Consider the following 24635-nt stretch of genomic DNA (forward strand, 5'->3'; position numbering starts at 1 on the left):
ATTAAAACCATTTAATTATCTGTTTTATAAGGTTTTACTGTCTATTTGCTACTTCTTCCTTTTTCGATCTTTATCGTTGAATATCAAATGTAACATAGCGTAAAGTATTTGTAACATGCTTTGGTTTGTTAAAGCAAATTAACAGATATATTTGATTCTGTTAACAAAACCTAAAAAAAGGAATTTAATCGAGGGTTAAAATTGATAATAGTGTAATAATTACGCTTAAAATTAAAATTTCCTCAATTAAGCTTAAATCTCTTTCGTTTTAGAGTATTTCGCATTCATTTTTAAATAAGGTTTTGGGATCGAGCAAATTTAAAACTTAAAGCAAAAAAGGAGTGAAAGATTATTTTACAACATTATCGTTTCAGCAAGAATTTTCTAAGAGATATCTGATTTCTCTTTTTCTTAATTCAGTTACTACAACGTTATCGAAGAAAAGGAACTATGCGAATTAAATTGATTTTATATCGCTTAAATCGAATTAAAACAAGCTAAATATGAAAATAAAATTACTTGATCACCCATATCTAACAAAGCTGTTTGTTATTGGGCTGTTGATTAATTTTCTTCTAAATACTTCGGTTTACGGTGCAGAAACCGAGGAAGTTGATCAAATAAGTATCAGCGGTACCATAACATCTTCAGAGGATAATTTAGGTATTCCCGGAGTTAATGTTTTTGTGAAGGAAGTACCGAACCTTGGTGCGGTAACAGATATGGATGGAAATTATACTATCACTGCACCGGGAGATGCAACTCTGGTCTTTAGTTTTATAGGTTACAAAACTGTAGAACGTAAAATCGGTGGTCGTACAGAAATTAATCTTGTAATGGATCCAGATCAGGATGCCTTGCAAGAGGTTGTTATCGTAGGTTACGGTCAACAAAAGAAAGAAAGTGTAGTTGCCTCGATTGCCGCTGTAGATGGTGAAACGTTGGAAAGAACAGGTGGGGTAACCAACATTGGGTCTGCACTTACAGGGAATGTTCCCGGTGTGGTCACCAGCGCGAGTACTGGGATGCCGGGACAGGAAGATCCTAGAATCCTTATTAGGGGACAGAGTACCTGGAATAATGCTGGGCCGCTTATTTTAGTAGATGGTGTAGAGCGACCAATGTCTAGTGTGGCAATAGGATCTGTAGAATCTATTTCGGTGTTAAAGGATGCATCAGCAACAGCGGTTTATGGTGTTCGTGGAGCGAACGGGGTGATTCTTATCACGACGAAAAGAGGGGAAAAAGGTAAAGCTATTATTAGAGCTAGAGTAAACACTATTGTGAAAGTGCCTTCTAAATTACCAGGTAAGTACGATGCTTACGATGCTTTACGTGTTAAGAACGAAGCTATAGAAAATGAACTGGCTTTAAACCCCAATGCTTGGAACGATTATCTGCCTTTAGATATTATCGATAAATACCGTAATCCTGCAAATCTTGAAGAGAGAGAGCGTTATCCAAACGTCGATTGGGCAAATACTTTATTTAGAGAGTATGCAATGTCTTACAATGCAAACGTAAACGTTAGTGGAGGTACAGATTTTGTAAAATATTTTACTACGGCAGATTTTCTTCGTGAAGGAGATCTAATGAGAGATTATGATAATGGTAGAGGTTATGATCCTGGATATGCCTTTAATCGTTTAAATGTTAGGGGAAATCTGGATTTTCAGATAACACCATCTACATTATTTCAGGTAAATCTTGCAGGATCGCACGGAGTTAGAAAAAGTCCGTGGTCTACTGCGAACGAATATACAAGATGGTTAGCTGCATATTCTACTGCGCCAGATGCCTTTCTTCCAAGATATGCAGACGGGGCATGGGGATATTATGCACCTAACGAAGGAGCGGCCTCTAACTCGGTTAGAACCTTAGCGATAAGTGGTATTCAGTATATAACAACTACAAGACTTACCACAAATTTCACTCTAGATCAGGATCTTGATTTTATTTTGGATGGTTTAAATTTTAATGGAACCATTGCTTTAGATAACACTTTTGTAGAAGCCGATCGGGGAATTAACGATCAATATAACGATACCCAGGAAAAATGGATAGATCCAGCAACGGGAACCGTTTTATTTCAGCAAAGTTATAATCCAAACAGTCGTTTCGATTTTCAGGAAGGTGTAGAATGGACAACAAGTCCTGGAGCCGTAAGAGATTGGTCTTCCTATAGAAAGTTATTCTATCAATTCCAGTTAAAGTATGCTAAAAACTTTGGTGGTAAACACGATTTGGCTGTGATGGGATTAATGAATAGAAATGAAAATGCCACAGGTAGTGAAATTCCTAGATTCCGCGAAGACTGGGTGTTTAGAACAACTTATACATTCGATAATAAATATACCCTGGAGTACAATGGTGCGTATAATGGATCAGAGAAATTTAGTCCAGAAAATAGATTCGCATTTTTCTCCTCTGGTGGTTTAGGCTGGATATTGTCGAGAGAACGACTCTTAGAAAAAGTTTCCTGGCTTGACCTTTTAAAACTTAGAGCTAATTATGGTGAAATAGGAGATGATAATGTAAACGGTCGCTTTCTATACATGACACAATGGGGGTATGGAGGTCAATCTAGAATGGGTGTTACCGGTGAGGCAGCAGAGCAAAGTCCTTACACTTGGTTTAACGAGCAATCTGTTGGAAATCCAGAAGTCTCTTGGGAGCGAGTTAAAAAAGCGAATATAGGTATCGATTTTGGATTTTTTAATGGTTTTGTTGAAGGTAGCTTCGATTACTTTAGAGATGAAAGAACAGATATTCTTATTAACGGAAATAGTAGAGCTATACCGTCTTATTACGGTACAGAAGCTCCTGTTGCGAACCTTGGAGAAGTGAAAAATGAAGGTTTCGAGTTTGATGTAAACTTAAACTACAGATTCGAAAACGGATTAAGATTATGGTCTAATGTAAATATGACATTAGCGCAAAATGAAGTGATCAATGCAGATGATCCATCTTTACTACCTGCATATCAAAAAAACGCAGGATTTCAGATTGGACAGGCATATTCTTATGTGACTCCTGGATTCTATAACAACTGGGATCAGTTATACGGTAGTACAATCCACAACACAAATGACAATCAAAAATTACCAGGAAATTATCACCTGGTAGATTTTAACGGTGATGGTGTGATCGATAATTATGATAATATACCGTATGGATTTACAGGATCACCACAAAGAACCTATAATACTACGGTAGGTTTCGATTGGAAGGGCTTTAGTAGTTATGTACAATTCTATGGTGTAGAAAACGTAACACGCCAGGTGGTATTAGGAAGTCTTTCATCTCAAAACCATGTGGTTTACGAAGAAGGAAGTTACTGGTCTAAAAATAACATGAATGCAGATTCTCCGGTACCAAGATGGCTTACAACTCCTAGTAGTTACAATGTAGCCAATAGGTATATGTACGATGGATCTTATCTAAGACTTAAAAATGCAGAGATCGCGTACACGTTCGATTCGACTTCTAGTTTAGCAGAGAGGTTAGGGGTTAAAAACTTAAGATTATTCTTAAGCGGTAACAACCTGTTTTTATGGACAGATATGCCAGATGATAGGGAGTCTAATTTTGCCGGAACCGGTTGGGCATCCCAAGGTGCTTATCCAACTGTAAAGCGATTTAATTTAGGATTGAACATTACTTTTTAAAACGAGCTGTTATGAAAATTTATTTCAAAAATACTATAAAACTAAGTTTAGCTATTTGTGCACTGGTTTTTATCACATCTTGTGAAGATTATCTAGACCGGGAAGCAGAATCTATAGTTTCTGAAGAAGAGGCTTTTAAAAACTTTACGAATTTCCAGGGCTATACTGAAGAATTATATCACTGTATTCCAGATTTTACCAATGCATACTGGACGAATTCTTGGAATTGGGGAGACGACGAAATTCAATCGACAGCTCGTGACTTTCATATTCTGGTGAAGTTCGAGAATGGTAACTTTTGGGCATGGCAACACGAATTCGATGGTTGGGATGCCGGTTGGATGAATAGAAACGATGCTTCTACCAACGATGACCGTATGAGTAAAGATATGTGGACTCTTGGTTGGTACGGGATTAGAAAAGCAAATATTGGTTTGGCTAATCTTGATAAACTTACAGATGCTACACAGGAAGAAAAGGATCTCATACGCGGGCAATTATTGTTCTTTAGAGGTTGGTTTCATTTTCAGATCATACAGTATTTTGGAGGGCTGCCTTATATAAATGAAGTTTTACCAAGTGATGAGCCACTTCAATTACCAAGACTTAGTTATCACGAAGCAGCAGATCTTGCTGGGCAGGATTTCCAGGAAGCAGCAAATTTACTTCCTGTAGACTGGGACGAAACCGATGCCGGTAGAGCGACCTTAGGTAAAAATCAGCTTAGAATTAATAAGATCATGGCGTTGGGCTATTTAGGTAAAAATTATTTATGGGCAGCAAGTCCATTAATGAATCAGGAATCTACAGGTAGTACCAGTTATAATACATCTTATGCTCAAAGGGCTGCAGAAGCTTTTGGAGAGTTACTTAGCCTATGTGAATCAGGACAGGCAGATTATTCTCTTGTACCTTTTGAAGATTATTACCTTAATTTTTATACCACCGGGCAGAACTGGCAAATGCCTGGAAGTACAGAGGCGATTTTCCGAGGACCATATTATGGAGCGCATGGATCTACTTATGGTACGGCAAAACAGTACCAGCCTGCACCAATTTTGGTTGATGGTGATGTGAAATTTTTACCAACCGCCAACTATGTAGATTTCTACGGAATGGCAAATGGATTGCCTATAGAAAATATTACTGAAGCTGATCCAGAATCAGGTTATGATCCTGAATATCCTTGGAGAGACAGAGATCCAAGATTTTACAATGATATTGTGTACGATGGGGTAAGAACCGTACAAGGTTCTATGCCAGACGGTGAGGAGTATAACAGATATGCTAATCTTTTTACAGGAGGAAGCTATCGTAATGAACGTACAGGTAGTAGAACGGGATATATGCTTTATAAGTTTATACCAATGACGGCCAATAAATACGACGAGGGTTATGGTTATGGTAATAATTTAAATATTCACTTACCATATATGCGTCTTGCTGATGTGTATTTAATGTATGCTGAAGCTGCTGCGCAGGCCTATCAATCACCTACAGGGCAGGTTTCTAATTACAATAGAACCGCTGTAGATGCAGTAAACTTTGTGAGAGATAGAGCAGGTGTGGGGAATGTAGCTAGCAAATTTCTAGGAAATATCGATGACTTTATGAGTGAAATAAGACGTGAACGTGCTGTAGAACTCTCGTTTGAAAGACATCGTTTTAATGACCTAAGACGCTGGTTGTTACTGGCAGAAAGTCCATATACATTAAAAACCTCTGTAGAATTTGACCGAGCAGGTGAATTAAATACAGATGATCCTTCTCAAAACAGGGTACTTAACCTAAGAGAAGAAGTGATCCTGGAGAGAAATTATAGTAGCAAGCATTACTGGCTACCACTTAAAAACGTGGATGTTAACATGTACATGGAATTAAATCAAAATCCAGGATGGTAGTCCCTTCTTATTCAATATTAAACAGAGAGAGAATGAATAATATTCAATTTAAAATAGTTTTTAGTGCCCTGTTCCTCTTTTTACCATACTTGGGGTTCTCTCAAACATCTGAAGAAATAGATGTAGAGGCCACCGTTCGAGGTAAGAGTGGAGATCCAATTGCTGGGGCAACAATCATAACATCATCTAGTACTACTTTAACCGATTCTTTGGGAGTTTTTGAAGTATCAGTTCCTCTTTTTTCAGAAATAACGATTCAGGCTAATCAATATCAGCCTAGATTAATTATAGTAAAAGAAGATATAGAGAATATAAGCTTAGAACCAATTGAAGCTTATAAAGATGTAAATGTAGCTTTTCGAAAAGTAGAAAAACGTAATCTTATTAGCGGAGTTACAACGATAGATGTTGAACAATTAATGGAGAAAAGTTACAATACATCTTCACTAGAAAATATGACGGCTCTAGCGAATGGTTTTCATGGAAATATCTGGGGAATGAACGAATATCTAATCTTGATAGATGGGGTGCCCAGAGATGCCGGGAGTATATTGCCAACAGAGATCGATCAAATTAGTTTTCTGAAGGGAGTAGCAGCGGTTGCTCTTTACGGAAGTAGAGCTGCGAAAGGTGTGGTTCAAATTACTACCAAGAGAGGTAAGATCCAGAAGCAAAAGATCGAAGTGAGAATGAATGCTGGTCTTTATACGCCAAAGAGCTTTCCAAAATATTTAGGCTCTGCTGAATATATGACCCTGTATAACGAAGCGCGAGCTAATGATGGCTTAAGTGAGCTATATGATGAAGAAACCATATATAACCATGCAACTGGTAATAACCCTTATCGTTATCCTGACGTAAACTATTACTCGTCAGATTACTTGCAGGAAAGTTATAATCGTTATGACGCTACAGCGCAAATTTCAGGAGGAAATGAAACTGCTCAATACTATACTAATTTAGGTTTTTACACGGCAGGTTCTTTATTAGACTTTGGTGAAGCTTCCAAAAATAGCAATCAAAGATTTAATATTAGAGGTAATGTAGATATCGATATAACAGATTATTTATATGCAACCGTAGGAGCTTCTGCTGTGTATTACAATGGTAGAGGTGTTAATGCAAATTATTGGGGCGATGCTGCCAGATTAAGACCTAATAGATTTTCTCCTTTAATTCCGATTGGAATGATCGAAGAATCTGATGAGAATTCCATGCAATATGTAAATAATAGCAGTTTCTTAATTGACAACCAATATCTACTGGGTGGAACGCAATTAGATCAAACTAATCCATTTGCTGCGATATACGCAGGTGGCAGTAATAATTATACCAGTAGACAATTTCAATTCAATACTGGTATTGGTGCAGATCTTACTAATTTGTTAGAAGGTTTAAGTTTTCATTCTAGCTTTGGGGTAGATTATTCTACCTCCTACAACCAATCATATAATAATGAGTATGCTGTTTATCAGCCAAGTTGGACCAATTATAACGGTGAGAGTTTAATTGCCGGTTTAACGCAATATGGTCAGGATGCAAGATCTGGAGTTCAAAATATCAGTGATAGTTGGTATCGACAAACCATTTCATTTTCAGGACAGTTTAATTATGAGACTAAGATAGAAGATCATAATATTTCTGCTATTCTGTTAGCAAATGGTTTTCAGCAATCTGTTTCAGAAGAATATCACAGAACAAGTAATGCAAACCTTGGGCTTCATTTAGGGTATAGCTATTTGGATAAATACTATGCAGATTTTAGTGGGGCAGTTGTTCATTCAGCTAAGCTACCGGAAGGCAATAGACAGGCTTTTTCTCCAACATTAACTCTAGGATGGAGGTTGTCTGAAGAAAATTTCTTAAAGAATTCAAGCGTATTTGATGATCTAAAATTAACGGCTTCTGCAGGTATTTTAAATACAGATATGGATATAGATCAATATTACCTTTACGAAAGTATCTATACACAAACTGATGGGGCCTGGTTTAACTGGCGTGACGGAGCTTTAAGTAGATCTACAGATTCTAGAAGAGGGCAAAATTACGATCTTACTTTTGCGAAAAGAGAAGAGATAAACTTTGGTTTAGAAGCCTCCTTACTCAATAATTTATTTTATGTGCAGGGATCGTTCTTTGCGAATAGAATTTCTGGAAATATTGTGCAAAATTCGATATTGTACCCCAATTATTTTACCACAGGTTGGCCAAACTCATCTTTTATTCCTTTTGTAAATTATAATGAAGATGAACGAATTGGTTTTGATTTTAGAGTTGATTGGAATCAAAAAATAGGTGAAGTTGAAACTACTTTGGGATTCGTAGGAACATATTATGATACCAAAGCTTCAAAAAGAGCTGAAAGATATGAGGATGCTTATCAAAATCGCCAGGGAACTTCTTTAGATGGTATTTGGGGATTAGAAAACGATGGTTTCTTTATGAATGAAGAAGAAATCGAGAATTCTGCCACACCAAGTTTTGGAGAAGTGCAGCCAGGAGATATCAAATATATCGATCAAAACGGAGACGGACTTGTAGATAACCAGGATGTAGTGTATTTAGGAAAAGCCGGTTGGTTTGGAGCCCCGTTCACATTAGGAATAAATTTTACGGCCGAGTGGAAAAACTTTAGCTTTTTTGCTTTAGGAATGGGAAGATTTGGTGCTCATGCCATGCGAAATAACTCATATTTCTGGGTAGATGGAGAAGATAAGTACTCTGAAGTAGTTAGAGATCGTTGGACACCAGAAACCAGCGAAACTGCTACCTATCCAAGATTAACAACTACTACAAGTAATAACAACTTTAGAAGTTCAGATTTCTGGATGTATTCTACAGATCGTTTTGATCTGGCCAAAGTACAGATATCTTATAATCTGCCTAAAGCCATGTTTAATAGATCTTTTGTGCAAGAGATTGGTGTGTATGTAGGTGGGACAAACCTTTTAACAGTTTCGCCAGAGCGTGAAATTTTGGAATTAAGCGTTGGAGGTGCGCCACAAAATAGATTCTATAATCTGGGGATTAAAGCAATATTTTAAAAATTAAAAAAAGGACGGAAATGAAAAGTAAAATACTACTTCTTTTATTTATAGTCGTTTCTATGACAAGCTGTGATGATCTTTTAGAGCCAGCGATAGAAAACAACAGAAGTCTTGAGGATATGTATGCTGAAGCAGAATATGCGCAGGGTATATTACTTAATGGATATACAAGATTACCTAATAATAATTACTCTTTTAGTGATGTCGCTACAGACGATGCAGTTAGTAACGATATAGATAATCAATACAGAGAGATAGCTACAGGCCAATGGACGGCTCAAAATAACCCTTTCGATCAATGGAGAAATGCACGTGCTGCGATTCAATATTTAAATATTTTTTTAGCTGAAGCAGATAAAGTGACCTGGGCTTCGGACGAAGATATTAGTGCGATGTTTAATGATCGACTTAAAGGAGAAGCTTACGGTCTTAGAGCATTATATATGTATTACTTACTAAGACAACACTCAGGTTGGGTAAATGGTGAACTTTTAGGCGTGCCAATTGTATTAGAGCCAGAACAAACCGATTCAGATTTTAATCAGCCTAGAGCAACTTTCGAGGCTTGTATGCAACAATTATATTCAGATGTTGCAATGGCTGAAGAATTACTACCATTAGATTACGAAACATTAGATAATTTACCAGCTGGATATTCAGATTTGGCAGATTATAACCGTGTTTTTGGAGAGTATGCAAAACAAAGAATGACGGCCAGAATCGCAAAGTCTTTTCAAGCTAAAGCAGCGTTATTAGCAGCTAGCCCTGCTTATGCCAGTGGAAATACAACAACATGGCAGGATGTAGCAAATTATGCCGGTGATGTTTTAGCATCGAATGGTGGTGTAGGCGGAATCGCACCAGATGGACATACCTGGTACAAAAATACAGCTCAAATTAGTTCTATAGGAGGAGGTGATAATCCACCTGAAATTATCTGGCGTACAGATGTAACTGAAACCAGCACCTTAGAGCAACAAAATTTTCCACCAACCTTATTTGGTGATGGTAGAATTAATCCTACGCAAAACCTTGTAAATTCTTTTCCAATGGCTAACGGATATCCAATCGATGATCCTGCCAGTGGTTTTGATGCAGAGAATCCATACGCTAACAGGGATCCAAGACTAGATCATTATGTATTGGTTAATGGAAGCACGGCTGGTGCAAATAATGAAACAATAATCACAGCTGCAGATGGGACTACTAACGACGCATTGAATGCAGTAGAAACTTCTACAAGGACAGGATATTATTTAAGAAAACTACTAAGACAGGATGTTAATCTGGATCCGGTGATCAACAATACGCAACAGCATTATAGATCAAGGTTACGTTATACAGAATTATACTTAATCTATGCAGAGGCAGCAAATGAGGCCTGGGGTCCACAGGGAACTGGTAGCTTTGGATTTTCAGCCTACGATGTAATTCAGGCCATTAGAGAAAGAGCAGGAATAACTCAGCCCGATGAATATTTAGCAATAGCAGGGACAGATCAGGACGCAATGCGAGAATTAATACGTAATGAAAGACGCCTGGAATTATGTTTTGAAGGCTTGCGTTTTTGGGACCTACGTCGTTGGGATGAAGATCTAAATGAGCAGGCGCGTGGGGTTAGTATACAAAATGGTAACCATGAAACGATAAATGTAGAAAATAGAGTCTACGAAGAATATATGCGATATGGGCCTATACCATTTAGCGAGGTTCTAAAGTATGATGCTTTGCTTCAAAATCAAGGCTGGTAATTATTGAATATAAAAAGATAGAAGATGAAAAATAGAATATATATAATCGCATTATTAGTTCTTGCCGGGCTTACTTCTTGTGAGAATGATAGTTGGGAGTTTCCAGATTACGAATTTCAAACCGTGTATTTTGCTTATCAGTATCCCATAAGAACTATCACTTTGGGAGAGGATATTTTTGATACTACGCTGGATAATGAAGGTAAAGCTGTAATTATGGCTACAACAGGTGGTACTTACAATAATCCTCAGGATGTTTTAATAGACGTTCAGGTTAATAATTCTTTGGTAGATGGACTTTTGTTTGAAGAAAATGGGAGCCCTGTGCAGGCAATGCCACAGAGCTATTATACGCTTGCTGCAGATCAAATCATGATCCCAAAAGGAGAATTGATTGGAGGTGTAGAATTTCAATTAACAGATGCCTTTTTTGAAGACGAGCAGGCTATTGGTAGAAATTATGTGATACCATTGGAAATGACAAATGTTATGAGTGCCGACTCTATTTTATCTGGAGTGCCACTTATGGCCGGAGCAAGAAAACCGGTTGCAGAAGATTGGGATGTGGTGCCTAAAGATTTTATTCTTTATGCAGTAAAATATGTAAATCCCTGGCATGGTAATTATCTGCGCAGAGGTGTAGATGTTATCGAAGGAACACCTGGTAACGAGGATTTAGATGATACCGTAGTAAGAAGAGAAGAATACGTGGTAGATGATGAGGTTACTTCTCTAACCACTACAGCTTTAGAAGATGTTTCTTTAGATCTTGTTTTTCAAAACAGTGAGGGTTATGCAGTGAACTGCACACTGATCTTAAGTTTTGATGATTCCGGCAATTGTACTGTTAGTGCAGCTTCAGAGGATTATACCGCTTCAGGAAGTGGCCAGTTTGTAAAAGATGGAGAAGAAAATAGTTGGGGAGGTAAAGATAGAAATGCATTATATCTGGACTATCAGGTGAATCTAGAGGAAATTACGGTGAGTACTCAGGATACATTAGTATTAAGAGATCGAGGTGTGACAATGGAAACTTTCTCACCAGTATTAGAATAATATAAAGATATTGATTATGAAATATTTAAATCGCTTACTTGTTTTTGGTGGATTGTTGTCGATAATTAGTTCTTGTGCAGATCCAGATCCATTAGAGTTCGAAGTTGAAAAACCAGAAGGTTGGGATGCGCAACAGGAAATAAACGAATACGCCTCTTTGAAAAGTTATATAAATAGTACTTCTAATGCAGATTTTAAATTAGGCGGAGCAGTTTCAATTTCAGAATATAATAACAAAGGGGTGATGCACCGGTTGATCAACAGAAATTTTGATGAGTTGACCTTGCACTACGGTATGAAGCATGGAGCTATAGTTCGTGCTAACGGAGATATAGATCTAACACAGGTTAATGAACTTATAACAACTGCAGAGCAGGCAGGAACCAGTATTTATGGACATACTTTAACCTGGCATGCTAATCAAAATGCAAGCTACTTAAATAGTCTTTTAGAACCTTTGGTGATAGAGTCTCCATCTATTCCTAACGATCTCGATAAATCTGGTTTAATGGATGGTAGTTTTACGGGTTATACTTCTAATACTGCGGAAGAAAATATTACGATTGCAGAAAATGAAGGAATAGGGGACGAAACGAATGCGATACAATTTGCTGTGCCTTCTGGTTCAGCCCATGCTGAAGATTTCCAGTTTAGTACTCCAGATATCCCTGTAATGACAGATCATGAATATGAGGTGATCTTTTTTATAAAGTCTGATATGCCCGGGGAAGTAAGTATAAGTTTTGATGGATTAAATGAAAATATGCCACTTATAGATTATAATAATGATGGCGAGGCTACAGAAACTTTTCAAACAGATTTTGCATGGAAAGAAATACGTTTCAGAATCAGTGATTTTGAGTCAGATTCTTTCAGTCTTAATTTCAATTTTGGAGCTCAGCCAGGTGTAAATTACATGATAGATATTACCAATCTTTATGTTTATGATCTAGAGGGAGAACCTATGCAAAACAATTTAGTCGCTAATGGAAACTTCGAAAGTGGTACCGGCTGGGGAGGCTGGGGTAATGGATCTACCAGAGGACTTACAGAAGACGGCTTAGGCTTTGGTAACGAAGGGAAGGCATTTTTTGTAACCAATCCTTCGATAACATCAGGATATTGGTCTGTACAAACAGTCTATAATTTTCCTGAACCTTTGGAAAGTGGAGAAACCTATATTCTTAGTTTTTGGGTAAAAGGTGATGCTGAAGGTATTATAAGACCAGAATTGCAAAGCCCAAATTATAGCTCAGACGGTTTTGGGCAGGTTAACGTGGGTACAGAGTGGAAAAGGGTAGAAGTACAAACAACTGTAAATGCTGACGATAGAGGAAGATTAATCTTTAGTTATGGTGAATTTGCAGGAACCGTTTATCTTGATAATGTAAGTTTAACCAATGCAGCCGGTGGTGGCGGTTCAACGACAATATTAGTAAGAGACGATGCTACGAAATCTGCAATTATAGAAGAAGAATTAGAACGATATATTTCTACTGTTGTTACCGCAACACCTTATGTCGATGCCTGGGATGTGGTAAATGAACCAATGGACGATGGTAATCCTTACGAGTTAAAAAGCGAGGCAAGAGACTCTAATGTTCAGGATGACGAATTTTACTGGCAGGATTACCTGGGTAAAGATTATGCAGTTAAAGCCTTCAATTTAGCAAGACAATATGGCGAACCAGAGGATCTCCTTTTTATTAACGATTACAATCTGGAATATAACCTGGATAAGTGTAAGGGGATTATCGAATATGTAGAATATATCGAAAGTCAGGGAGCTCAGGTAGATGGTATAGGAACTCAAATGCATATTAGTATAGATTCTGATAGAGAGAAAATTGCTGAAATGTTTAGGTTGCTCGCAGCTTCAGGGAAACTGGTAAAGGTTTCTGAGCTAGATGTAAGAACAAATGCAGACGAGCCTACACCAGAGGTGTTGGAACAACAAGCCGATATGTACAGGTTCGTAGTAGAATCTTATCTCGCAAATGTACCTAAAGAACAACGCTATGGGATTACAGTTTGGGGAATAAGCGATAGCCCAGAAAATGCAAGTTGGCTTGCAGGAGAGTACCAGGGATTATGGGATATCAATCTAAACAGAAAACCTGCTTATAAAAGCTTTGCCGAAGCCTTAAGCGATATGTAAGAAATACTGCGGCATAAATTGAATTTTAGATACTTGTGATTTTTACTTAGTAGTTCTCCTGTAGCACTTTAAAGCTGCATCAACAATGCGTCGCAGTATTATTGTTGAGGTGGCAGTGTAACTTTTGCTGAATGAACTTAGTGTTTACGGGAGAACTTTTTAATCTAATGATCAATTTCAAATCAAACATTAAAAACACCCACAAAGATTAATAGATATTATGATTAAAAGAATAATTGCCTCAGCTATTCTTTTGGTATGCGTAGGTTTCGTTATTTACAGTTTTAGAACAAATAAGGAACCTGAAGCAAATACTGAAGTTGTTTCTTTAAAGGAGGCCTTTAAAGATCAATTTTTAATAGGAACAGCATTAAATACCAGCCAGATCACCGGTAAAAATTTAGACGAGACAAATGTGGTAAAATCTCATTTTAACTCGATCGTTGCTGAAAACTGTATGAAAAGTGGCCGAATTCGATCTGATGATGCAAAATTCAATTTCGAAATTACAGATCAATTCGTTGATTTTGGAGAAGAAAATAATATGGCGATCCATGGGCACACCCTGGTTTGGCACTCACAAACTCCCAAATGGTTTTTTGTAGATGAAAATGGAGAAGACGTGAGTAGAGAGGAGTTGATCTCCAGAATGAAAGAGCACATTTTTACACTTGTAGAAAGATATAAAGGGAAAATAAAATCCTGGGATGTAGTTAATGAAGCTATTCTGGATGATGGGAGCCTTCGCGAAAGTAAATTTTATAAAATTATAGGCGAGGATTATATAAAATTAGCCTTTAAGTTCGCGCATCAGGCAGATCCAGATGCAAAATTATATTATAACGATTACTCCATGGCAAATCCTAAAAAAAGAGCCGGTGTAGTAAGAATGGTTACAGACCTTAAGGATAATAACGTGCCTATTCACGGTATAGGTATGCAAGGTCATATTGGCTTAAATTATCCTGAAATTTCTGAGTTCGAAAAAAGCATAGAAGCTTTTGGCCAGTTAGGTGAAGTCGCTATATCAGAATTAGATCTTAGTGTGTTGCCTTCGCCTTGGGGCGATGCCGGAGCAAATATTTCAGATAACTTCGAATATGAAGATGAAATGAATCCTTTTCCAGAACAATTACCTAAGAATGTAGAACAACAATTTACAGATCGATATTTGAGCTTTTTTAAGCTGTTTTTAAAACATAAGGATAAGATTTCTAGAATAACATTTTGGGGTGTAAACGACGGGAATTCCTGGAAAAATGACTGGCCTGTGGCGGGAAGAACAGATTACCCTCTGTTATTCGACAGGCAAAACCAACCAAAGCCAGTGGTGAAAAATTTAATTGATTTAGCTGCACAATAGTTTCCTCCAGACAACTCGGACTATTAAAATTTATTCTGATTCCATTCAAAAGTTTAAAATTTGTTTGAAAAAATAGTCCGGTTGTCTTCTATTATCAATCTGTTTCTTCAATACTATAAAATAGCTTGAAAAGTAAAGTGTGTATTTTAAAATAAAACTTCAATAAGTATGTTTTATCAATATTAAGAAGTGATTATTTGATAAATATTTTTATTTTGGGTTTTATATTGAAAAATCATTAAAATATACTAATTTGTAGTCAATAAAACTATAAGAGTTTTTAGATGGTTTTTTACCTTGAAAAAGAATCAAACTTCTCTGCTAATTGAAATACGAGATTAATGAATAAAACGGCCAAAGATAATTTCCGATACTACAAGTATGTATTTGGGTTGTTTCTTTTTCTCATAGCGCAAAGTCTTAGTTATGCACAGGTTGGGAAATTGTTTTCTACCGATGCCGATCTTTCCAGCAGTTTAATTAACCAAATCTATCAAGACGATAAAGGTTTTGTTTGGATTGCAACAGAGGATGGTTTAAATAAATATGATGGTGCTAAGTTTTCAGTCTACAAACAAAACAAGAACGATTCTACTTCTCTTAAAAATAATTATGTAAAGTCGATATACCAGGATAGTAGTGGGAGATTGTATTTCGGTTTTTTTAATGGCTTGCAATACTACGACTATGCAACCGAGGAATTTCATGATATTCCTATATACGTGGGAAATAATTACTTATATCCATCTCATGTAATTTCAATTTTAGAACGAAAAACAGGTGAGATTCTGTTTAGTACTTCAGGTCAGGGTATAGTGAAATTAGAAAGAAATGAAGATAAATTAGTTGCCCGGCAAATTGTAAGTACGCTGCCCGAAAAGTATTTCGAAGATCTTTTTGAAGATACAAAAGGGAATTTATGGGTTTCCAGCCAAAACTTGGGACTTTATAAGATCGATGCAGAGAATCAGGTAACAGCATATTTTATAAATTCTGATGTAGATGCTTCAATATCTACTATTGCTGAAAGCGAAAGCGAAGATTTATATGTTGGTAGCTTAAGTAAGGGGTTGTTTAGTTATGATCGTGAATTAGACGAATTCTCTTTTATTGAAGATTCCCAAAACTTGCCGGTAAAATCTTTGCAGATAAGCAACCAGAATGAAGTTATGGTAGGAACCGATGGTAAGGGGCTTTGGGTGTACGATCCTGCAAATAATAAACTAAGAGAAAATGACTTTAGTATCGCTAATTTCGATTTTACGAAAACAAAGATTCATTCTATAATTCAGGATAAGGCCAATAATTTTTGGTTAGGTATTTACCAGAAGGGTGTTTTGCTGGTGCCAGATCGAGCGCATAATTTTGAATATATAGGTTACCAGTCTGTAAAAAATAATATTATTGGATCTAACAGCATTGTTTCCCTTGTAAAAGATAACGAAGAAACACTTTGGGTGGGCACCGATGGTGACGGACTTTATGGGATTAGTACAAATACAAGACAAAAATCTCATATAACCGCTAATACGGGGCAGGGCTCGGCCAGTGTGATGAGCTTGTTTCAGGATGCCAATAATACACTTTGGGTAGGAACATACCTTCAAGGTTTGGCAAAGTTGAATAGAACTAAAAACGAATTAGATTTTAGTACTGAATTAAAAGACGAAAAAGGTAATCGTGTAGAACGAATTTATGCCTTTGCTGAAGATGATAAAAAAGACGTTTGGATTGGCTCACTTGGTTACGGACTCTTTAAATACGATATAACTACTAAAAGCTTCAGTAATTATAATCGAATAGAAAAAAAGGACGGTTTAGAAGATATAAATAATAAGTGGATCAACTGTTTATTATTCTCCAAGACCAATAAACTATATATTGGGACCTATGATGGTTTGTCGGCTTTAGATCTTAACAAGAATACTTTTCTAAATGAAAGCGGGGAAGATCATATCCTTGGAAATAAGATCATTTATAATCTTTACGAAGATGAAGAACTTAACTTGTGGATAGGCACTTCAGAAGGTTTATATTTTAAACCCAAAAACGATACAATCACAAGAGTTTACAATACTTCAGATGGTTTACCCAGTAATGTGATCTGTGCTATCGAACCCGACATGGAGAATAATTTATGGATTAGTACAAACCATGGGATCGCTAAGTTCGAAAGGGAAACTAAGCAATTTAAAAATTACTATTTCAGGGATGGACTTCAGGGAAATGAATTCAATAAAAATGCTTCATTTTCAGATAAGGATGGAAAGTTATATTTTGGAAATACTAACGGAATTACATTTTTTCAACCTTCAGAAATAGAAGCTACAGGAAGTAATATCGATCTTAGGATAACAGAATTTTATCTGCAGGACGAACCCGTAAAAAAAGGTATGAAATCTGGTTCATATTCGATAATCAACAAGCCAATCATAGAAGCAGATACGATAGAATTGGCTCATTTTGATAATGATTTTAGTATCGAATTCTCCTCTTTTTCTTTTAAACACCAGGAATGGATCACTTATGCCTATTCTTTAAATTCTGAAAACTGGATAAAATTACGACCGGGAATGAACACCGTAACTTTTAACGATCTTGATCCCGGTACTTATAATTTTAGAGTAAAGGCGAAGGATATTGATGAATATACCGGTGCGAGATCACTCATCATTGTAATTCATGCGCCATGGTATCTATCTAGTTGGGCTAAACTGGCCTACGTGTTTCTGTTTATGTTTATTACCTACGTGATCATCCAGATCATTAGGCAAAGACAAAGTACAAAGAAGAAATTAGAAGCGCATTTGCAGGCTGAAGAGATGAACGAGGCGAAATTACAGTTTCTAACCAACATTTCTCACGATCTTAAAACGCCAATCACGCTTATCATGAACCCTCTGAATAAGTTGATCAAAAACGATTCTCAACCCGAGCGTCAAAGACTTTATAAGATCATGGAGCGTAACTCAGAGCGTATGCTTCATTTGCTAAACCAGTTAATTAACGCTAGAAAGATCGACCAGGGAAAAATTGAGCTTAAATTTAGAAAAACAGAGATCATAAGCTTTATTAAAAAAATAGTTTCCCTTTTTGACGATCAGGTAGAAAGCAGGCGTATTCATTTTGAAGTAAGGCATCGTGAAGAAGAGTTGTATGCATATATCGATCCGCGTCACTTTGATAAGATCATTCAAAATGTGATCTCTAACGCGATAAAATTTACGCCACAGGGCGGCAATATAGAAATCGATATCGAAGCCAGCGAAAACTGGAAGAAGTTTAGCATTGTGATTAAAGACAATGGTGTAGGAATTAAAGAAAGCGATATTGAAAATATTTTCAATCGATTTTATCGAATTTCGAGTAAAGAACACCGCCAGTTCGAAGGAACCGGTATAGGGCTTCATTTAACTAAATCTATTGCAGAACTTCATCACGGCACGGTAAAAGCCGAAAACAATAAAGATCAGCCTGGCTGTAAGTTCGTGATCACGGCGCCTTTAGGAAAAGATCATTTAGATGAAAAGGATATAGTCTTAGAATTGCCTACAGAATTCACAAATGAGACTAAAGTGAATTTATTGAATTCCTCTTCTGAAGAATTTGAAGAAGACGCTACAGAAAAAAATATTCCTACCGTTTTTATCGTCGATGATGATGATGAGATAAGGAATTATATTGCTGGCGAATTTAAGGAAACTTACAATGTGCATACCTTCCCGAATGCAAAAGTTGCTTTCCCAGAAGTGGCTAAAAATCCGCCAGATCTTATTATTAGTGATGTGATGATGCCCGAAATGGATGGAATCACTTTTACCCGAAAAATCAAAAAGAATATCTACATTAATCATGTGCCTGTTATTTTACTTACAGGAAAAACCGATAAAGAAACCAATATTGAAGGCCTGGATATTGGTGTAGATGCGTATATCAATAAACCCTTCAATATCGAGATTCTTAGAAAAACGGCTAAAAACCTTATAAAGAACAGGACGCTGTTAAAGAATACGTATGCAGGAAATCAACTTCAGGAAGATAAAATCAAAAAAGTAGATATTAAATCTGGCGATGAAGCTTTGTTAGAGAAATTTATGCAGTTGGTAAACGATAATACCAATAACCCAGATCTTAATGTAGAAATGATCGCGGGAGAATTAGGGATTAGTCGCGTGCATTTATACAGAAAATTAAAACAACTCACCAATCAGTCTGCGGGAGAATTGATCACAAATATCAGGTTAAAGCAAGCAGCAACATTGTTGGTTTCTAAACGTACAAATATTGCTGAGGTTGCCTATGCTGTGGGATTCTCGAGTACTTCAAAATTTTCTACAAAGTTTAAGGACCTCTACGGGATGACGCCCAGTAATTACCGGAAGAAACATTTAGAAGTTTAAGCTTAAAATTAGAATCGATTTTAGGTATTTTTAAGCTGAATTTTTTGAAACGCATATTCTAAATGGATAAACTTTTTCAAGCCATTCTGGTAGTGGTGATCGTTGCAGCCTTTATTATTTACAGGATTACCCACAAGAAGAAAAAGAAAATAGCAGCATTTCCTGCAAACTGGCATCAATTGTTATTAGATCACGTTGAGTTTTATGCCGAATTATCTACTTCGGAACAAAATAGATTTCAGCAGCGAATCATGATCTTCTTAAGTGAAGTTTATATCGAGAGCGTTTCGTTTAAATTAGAAGATTTAGATAAAATTTTAGTTGCATCAAGTGCGGTGATCCCTGTTTTTGGTTTTAAGAACTGGCATTATTCTAACTTAAGCACAGTGATCTTGTATCCAGATCATTTCAATAAAAATCTAGTTTTTGAAAATAGCGGAGAAGATAAAATTGTGATGGGATTGGTGGGAACTGGGAGATTCGAGCATCAAATGATCCTTTCCCGTCGTGCTTTACATGGTGGTTTTAAGAATTACAATGATCGTTTAAATACCGGGATTCATGAATTTGTTCATTTAATTGATAAAGTAGATGGTGTAACAGATGGTGTCCCCGAGCGATTATTAAAACAAGCTTACACCATTCCGTGGCTAAAAATGGTACACGAAGAAATGGAAGCTATTAATAGAAATAAATCTGATATTCGAAATTATGGCGGTACGAACGAAGCCGAATTTCTCGCCACAGCCAGTGAATATTTTTTCGAAAATCCTAAGCGATTAAAGCGTAAACATCCCGATGTTTACAAGATGCTTCACGATTGCTATTTCCCTGAAGAACATATTTAAATAAAAAATTTAAGCTCCACTTTTAAAAGTCTACTTAATTATCGTAATATTGCAATGAAGTTTAATCGTAATATTACGATAATTAAAATTCAGACTTATGAAATTAGCAGAAATAAAGAAGATATTAAAGGAAAAAACGACTATCGAATTTGAATTGCCAGATGGCAACTTAGTGCCCTCTCATTTTCATGTTACCGAAATTGGTCGTGTAGAAAAGAAATTTATAGACTGTGGCGGTACGCTTAGAGACGAAGCCAAAGCGAGCTTTCAGTTATGGGAAGCAAATGACTACGATCATCGCTTGCATCCAGAGAAATTACTTTCGATCATCGAACTTTCAGAAAATGTACTGCATTTAGATGAAAATTCAGAAATTGAAGTTGAATACCAGGAAAATACTATAGGTAAATATGATCTTGAATTTAATGGCGAGCGATTTTTGCTAGTCAATAAATTTACCACATGTCTTGCCCAGGATCAATGCGGAATTCCAGAAACCGCTTCAGAAAAGCCAAAAAGAAGTTTAAAAGATCTCACGGAAACAGCTGCTGTAGCTACTGCTTGTAAGTCTGGATCTGGTTGTTGCTAATCGAAAATATACCTCAAAATGTATAATGCTATCCAAGAATTTATTGATGCTTTAGATATCAATAAAATTAGTGAAGAACGTAAAAATGCTTTAGACGGATTTGTTTCTTTTATTGCTGAAAAAATTCAAAAGAAGGATCCTGTAAACCTCAATTTTATCTGTACGCACAATTCAAGAAGAAGTCATTTTTCACAAATCTGGGCACAAACCATTGCTGAATATTTAGGGTTAAAAGATGTGCGTTCTTATTCTGGTGGAACAGAAGCTACGGCGGTATATCCTTCAGTATTAAAAGCCTTTCAAAGTGTAGGTTTTTCCGTAGAGAAACTTTCAGAAGATAAAAATCCGGTTTGCTATTTAAAATTTGCTGAAGATGCCTTGCCGATCATTAGTTTTTCGAAAGTTTATGATCATGGTTTTAATCCGCAGAAAAACTTCGCAGCGGTAATGACGTGTTCTCAGGCCAATGAAGCCTGTCCTTTTGTGCCGGGAGCCGATGCTAGAATCCCTTTTACTTTCGAAGATCCTAAAGTAAGCGATGGTACGCCAGAAGAGTTGGAGAAATATCAGGAAAAGAGCAAAGAGATCGCAACAGATCTATTGTACGTATTTACAAAAGCCAAAGAACTTTCAAAATAAAGAATTATGAAAAAGAAACTTAGTTTTCTGGATAGTTATCTTACCCTTTGGATCTTTATTGCCATGGCGGTAGGTGTTGGGCTTGGTTATTTTATCCCGGCGGTGCCAGAAGCGATTAATTCCTATAGTGCTGGTTCTACCAATATTCTTATAGCTGTTGGGCTAATTTTAATGATGTATCCACCTTTGGCGAAAGTAGATTATAAAATGCTACCTAAGGTATTTAGAAATGTAAAGATCCTTAGTATTTCTATACTTTTAAACTGGATTATAGGCCCAATTTTGATGTTTTCGCTGGCAATTTTATTTTTAGGCGATCATCCTGAGTATATGACCGGTTTAATTTTAATCGGGCTGGCACGCTGCATTGCGATGGTTTTGGTGTGGAATGATCTTGCCGATGGAAGTAAGGAATATGGAGCGGGATTAGTGGCTTTAAACAGTATTTTTCAGGTTTTTGGCTATTCTTTTTATGCTTGGTTATTCATCACAAAGCTTCCGCCGTATTTTGGTTACGAAGGAAGTATCGTTAATATTTCTGTAGCGACGATAGCAGAAAGCGTTGCAATCTATTTAGGAGTTCCGTTTTTAATGGGCATTGTTAGTCGTTTAGTTTTAGTGAAGTTGAAAGGTGAAAAATGGTATTCAGAAAAATTTATCCCTAAAATATCCAAAATCACCTTAATTGCATTGCTTTTTACCATTGTGGTGATGTTTAGCTTAAAAGGAAATTTAATTGTAGAAATTCCTAAAGATGTAGTGCTAATCGCTATTCCATTGATGATCTATTTCGCATTAATGTTCTTGATTGGATTTATTGCCAGTAGATGGGCGGGGGCAAAATACGACGAAAACGCTGCCATTTCTTTTACGGCGGCCGGGAATAACTTCGAGCTTGCCATAGCCGTAGCCATTGCTGTTTTTGGATTAAATTCTGGTCAGGCTTTTGTTGGTATCGTTGGTCCCCTAATAGAAGTGCCAGCGCTAATTCTTTTAGTACGTGTTTCTTTTTGGCTTCGCGATAAATTGTATCGCAAACCGGCGATGTATTCTTAGTTACTTAGATTCGCTAGAAGCTGGGTTTAGTTGAATTTTGAATCAATTTTAACCTAATATTAGATTTGCGGCGCTTTTTCTTTTATACCTTTAAAAGAAAGCCCGCAAACTATGATTGAAGATTACCAAAAAGGATTAATTCTGAATATTCCTGTAAAATTACCTTATGCTGTTTTAGAAAAGGTGATCGAAGAGAAGATGCAGGAAGAAGATGAAGAAGAAAATAGCATTGCTGAGTATGCCGAAGTGAAATTTGTATGGCTAGAGAAAAATCCTGAAGTAGATTATGATATCACGCTTGGTTTACGTTTAAAAGCCAAAACATTTCTATTTAAAAATAAAGAATTAGAGCTTAAAATTCATCTTAAGTTCAATTTTGATCCAGTGACCAATCAATTTTCTTTGGAAGATTATGAAGCAGTTGGTGAAAACCAGAATAAACTGATGAATAAGATCGTTCAGATTATTCTAAATAAATTTCTTCAGAAGAAAGTATTACAAAAATCGAAGCAAAACCTATCAGAAAAATTACAGCAGGAATTAACCAAGATCAACTCAAAGCTTAAAGAAAATAACGAACCGGCGGAAGGTTTATTGGTCGATGCTCAATTAGATCAGCTTAATATTTCACATTTCGAATTTGCACCACAAGACCTGTATGTTTATTTAAGTCTTACCGGCGAAGCCGCTATGGAAGTCACTAAAATTCCTGACTAACCAGGCGCTTATGAAGGGATTTGTGATACTTCCATTTCTTTTTATAGGACTTTCTCTAAATGCTCAAAACCTCCTTGAAAGATATCCAGATGTAAAGGAACTGGAAAAAGCTTTAGATAATAAGGATTCTTTGCAATCTATCATTTTAGAAAATGAAGATTTTATTGAAGGATCTTTAGATGGTGGAGGTGAGTTAATTGGTTTTTACGATGCTGCTAACAACGAAATAAGAAAAATTACGGTTACACTATTTCTTTCCTACGGAATACAATATTATTCATTCTATTTAGAAAATGAAGAACTTGTGTTGGTGCGGGATTGCGCTAAATATTTCGGCTACGATACCAAGTCTCATCAAATGGATAAAAATAAATTTGATGGTGGGTTTGATGGAATTTATATCTTCCGGAATAGAAAATTGATCGATCAGATTAGTTTAGGACATAACCGATTTGAAGATGATTCGATTGATGCCGAAGAGACTTTCCTAAAAGAACTCGAAATTTATAAGAAGAAGATTTCTGAAAAATTAGAAATTAAGTAGAAATTCACTCGGAGCTTTTAAAACTCAAACGTAAAACCTTTCTTAGTCAGTTTTTGATAAACTTCTTCATCAAAACTATAAAGCTTGGCAGCACGATGCGAAACATCCTTTTGTTTTTCGCCAATATCAACAAGGAGTTTCATCTTTAAAAATTTTCTACGGAAGTTAGGTTTGTCCATTTTTACATCTAGAATTTCTTCGTAAAGATGCATTAACTGAAGTAGCGTAAATTTTTCAGGAAGTAAGTTGAAACCAATCGGCGCCTGTCTTACACGATTTCGAAGTTTTTCCTGGGCAGCTTCGAAGATAAATTTATGATCATAAATAAGATCTGGCAGTTCTTCAACTAAAAACCATTTAGCTTCAGAAGCAGTAAAACCGGCGGCAATTTCATAATCTTCACTTTTAACCAGTGCATAATATCCAATAGTGATCACACGGCTGGTAGGGAAACGATTAGGTTCACCAAAGGCCTGTAATTGCTCCAAAAAGATATTGTCTAATCCGGTAAGATCTCTTAAAACTCTTTTAGCTGAATTATCTATAGATTCTTTTTCGGTTATCCATCCCCCGGGTAATCCCCATTTGTCTTTACTAATTCCTTCAGCATGCTTTACCAGAAGAACTTCCATTTTTCCTTCATTAAATCCAAATACCACACAATCTATGGTAACTGCTTCAATAAAGTTTTCTTCCTGAATATAGTTTTCGCCTTCTGCGATAAAGCCTTTGGACATTTTGTAAAAATTTAATCGTAAAAATAACAATTCTTAGCAAAAGGCCATCTATAAATCATTCAATCCAACTTTTAACCCTTACCATTGGTCGATAGATAAAAAGGACTACATCGAAATCTTCTCATTTTGCAGCTTTTTGATAGTAATTTTAGGGTATAAAT

General features: G+C 36.3%; 15 protein-coding genes. 14 read left to right on the top strand and 1 reads right to left on the bottom strand.

The features are described 5' to 3' along the window. Positions 1 to 503 precede the first annotated feature (503 nt). From BM201_RS05135 to BM201_RS05200, 14 genes are all read left to right on the top strand, one after another. Positions 504 to 3668 (top strand): SusC/RagA family TonB-linked outer membrane protein, encoded by a 3165-nt coding sequence (locus BM201_RS05135; protein WP_092540276.1) that lies wholly within the window; start codon positions 504 to 506, stop codon positions 3666 to 3668. An 11-nt stretch (positions 3669 to 3679) separates the two neighbouring features. Continuing rightward, complete coding sequence (locus BM201_RS05140; protein WP_092540277.1) at positions 3680 to 5569, top strand: RagB/SusD family nutrient uptake outer membrane protein; 1890 nt, start codon at positions 3680 to 3682, stop codon at positions 5567 to 5569. Between the two features lie 32 nt (positions 5570 to 5601). Then, positions 5602 to 8613, top strand: a complete 3012-nt coding sequence (locus BM201_RS05145) for a SusC/RagA family TonB-linked outer membrane protein (RefSeq protein ID WP_092540278.1) — start codon at positions 5602 to 5604, stop codon at positions 8611 to 8613. A 20-nt stretch (positions 8614 to 8633) separates the two neighbouring features. After that, complete coding sequence (locus BM201_RS05150; protein WP_092540279.1) at positions 8634 to 10367, top strand: RagB/SusD family nutrient uptake outer membrane protein; 1734 nt, start codon at positions 8634 to 8636, stop codon at positions 10365 to 10367. Positions 10368 to 10391: 24 nt separating this feature from the next. Next, a complete protein-coding gene (locus BM201_RS05155) occupies positions 10392 to 11423 on the top strand; it encodes a DUF5627 domain-containing protein (RefSeq protein ID WP_092540280.1) in 1032 nt (343 codons plus the stop codon). A gap of 16 nt (positions 11424 to 11439) precedes the next feature. Beyond that, positions 11440 to 13581, top strand: coding sequence for an endo-1,4-beta-xylanase (locus tag BM201_RS05160; RefSeq protein WP_092540281.1), 2142 nt, complete (start codon positions 11440 to 11442; stop codon positions 13579 to 13581). 220 nt (positions 13582 to 13801) lie between these two features. Next, positions 13802 to 14944, top strand: a complete 1143-nt coding sequence (locus BM201_RS05165) for an endo-1,4-beta-xylanase (RefSeq protein WP_092540282.1) — start codon at positions 13802 to 13804, stop codon at positions 14942 to 14944. A 341-nt stretch (positions 14945 to 15285) separates the two neighbouring features. Beyond that, positions 15286 to 19344, top strand: a complete 4059-nt coding sequence (locus BM201_RS05170) for a hybrid sensor histidine kinase/response regulator transcription factor (RefSeq protein WP_092540283.1) — start codon at positions 15286 to 15288, stop codon at positions 19342 to 19344. Positions 19345 to 19406: 62 nt separating this feature from the next. Further along, the gene (locus BM201_RS05175; protein WP_092540284.1) at positions 19407 to 20192 is read left to right on the top strand and encodes a M90 family metallopeptidase; all 786 of its coding nucleotides are present in this window, start codon (positions 19407 to 19409) and stop codon (positions 20190 to 20192) included. A 97-nt stretch (positions 20193 to 20289) separates the two neighbouring features. Continuing rightward, positions 20290 to 20781 (top strand): DUF6428 family protein, encoded by a 492-nt coding sequence (locus BM201_RS05180; RefSeq protein ID WP_092540285.1) that lies wholly within the window; start codon positions 20290 to 20292, stop codon positions 20779 to 20781. An 18-nt stretch (positions 20782 to 20799) separates the two neighbouring features. Further along, positions 20800 to 21420: a low molecular weight phosphatase family protein gene (locus tag BM201_RS05185; RefSeq protein WP_092540286.1), complete on the top strand. Its 621-nt coding sequence runs from the start codon at positions 20800 to 20802 to the stop codon at positions 21418 to 21420. Between the two features lie 6 nt (positions 21421 to 21426). Next, positions 21427 to 22476 (top strand): ACR3 family arsenite efflux transporter, encoded by a 1050-nt coding sequence (arsB, locus tag BM201_RS05190; RefSeq protein ID WP_092540287.1) that lies wholly within the window; start codon positions 21427 to 21429, stop codon positions 22474 to 22476. 111 nt (positions 22477 to 22587) lie between these two features. Further along, the gene (locus BM201_RS05195) at positions 22588 to 23193 is read left to right on the top strand and encodes a DUF4403 family protein (protein WP_092540288.1); all 606 of its coding nucleotides are present in this window, start codon (positions 22588 to 22590) and stop codon (positions 23191 to 23193) included. 10 nt (positions 23194 to 23203) lie between these two features. Then, entirely contained in the window at positions 23204 to 23737 is a 534-nt protein-coding gene (locus BM201_RS05200; RefSeq protein WP_092540289.1) for a hypothetical protein, read from the top strand. 17 nt (positions 23738 to 23754) lie between these two features. On the opposite strand, the gene BM201_RS05205 is transcribed toward BM201_RS05200, so the two are convergent. After that, positions 23755 to 24474 carry an NUDIX hydrolase gene (locus tag BM201_RS05205; protein ID WP_092540290.1) on the bottom strand — a complete coding sequence of 240 codons (720 nt, stop codon included), beginning with the start codon at positions 24472 to 24474 and terminating at the stop codon, positions 23755 to 23757. Between the last annotated feature and the right edge of the window lie 161 nt (positions 24475 to 24635).

The organism is Zunongwangia mangrovi, assembly GCF_900112105.1.
In the GTDB taxonomy this organism is placed as follows: Bacteria; Bacteroidota; Bacteroidia; order Flavobacteriales; family Flavobacteriaceae; genus Zunongwangia; species Zunongwangia mangrovi.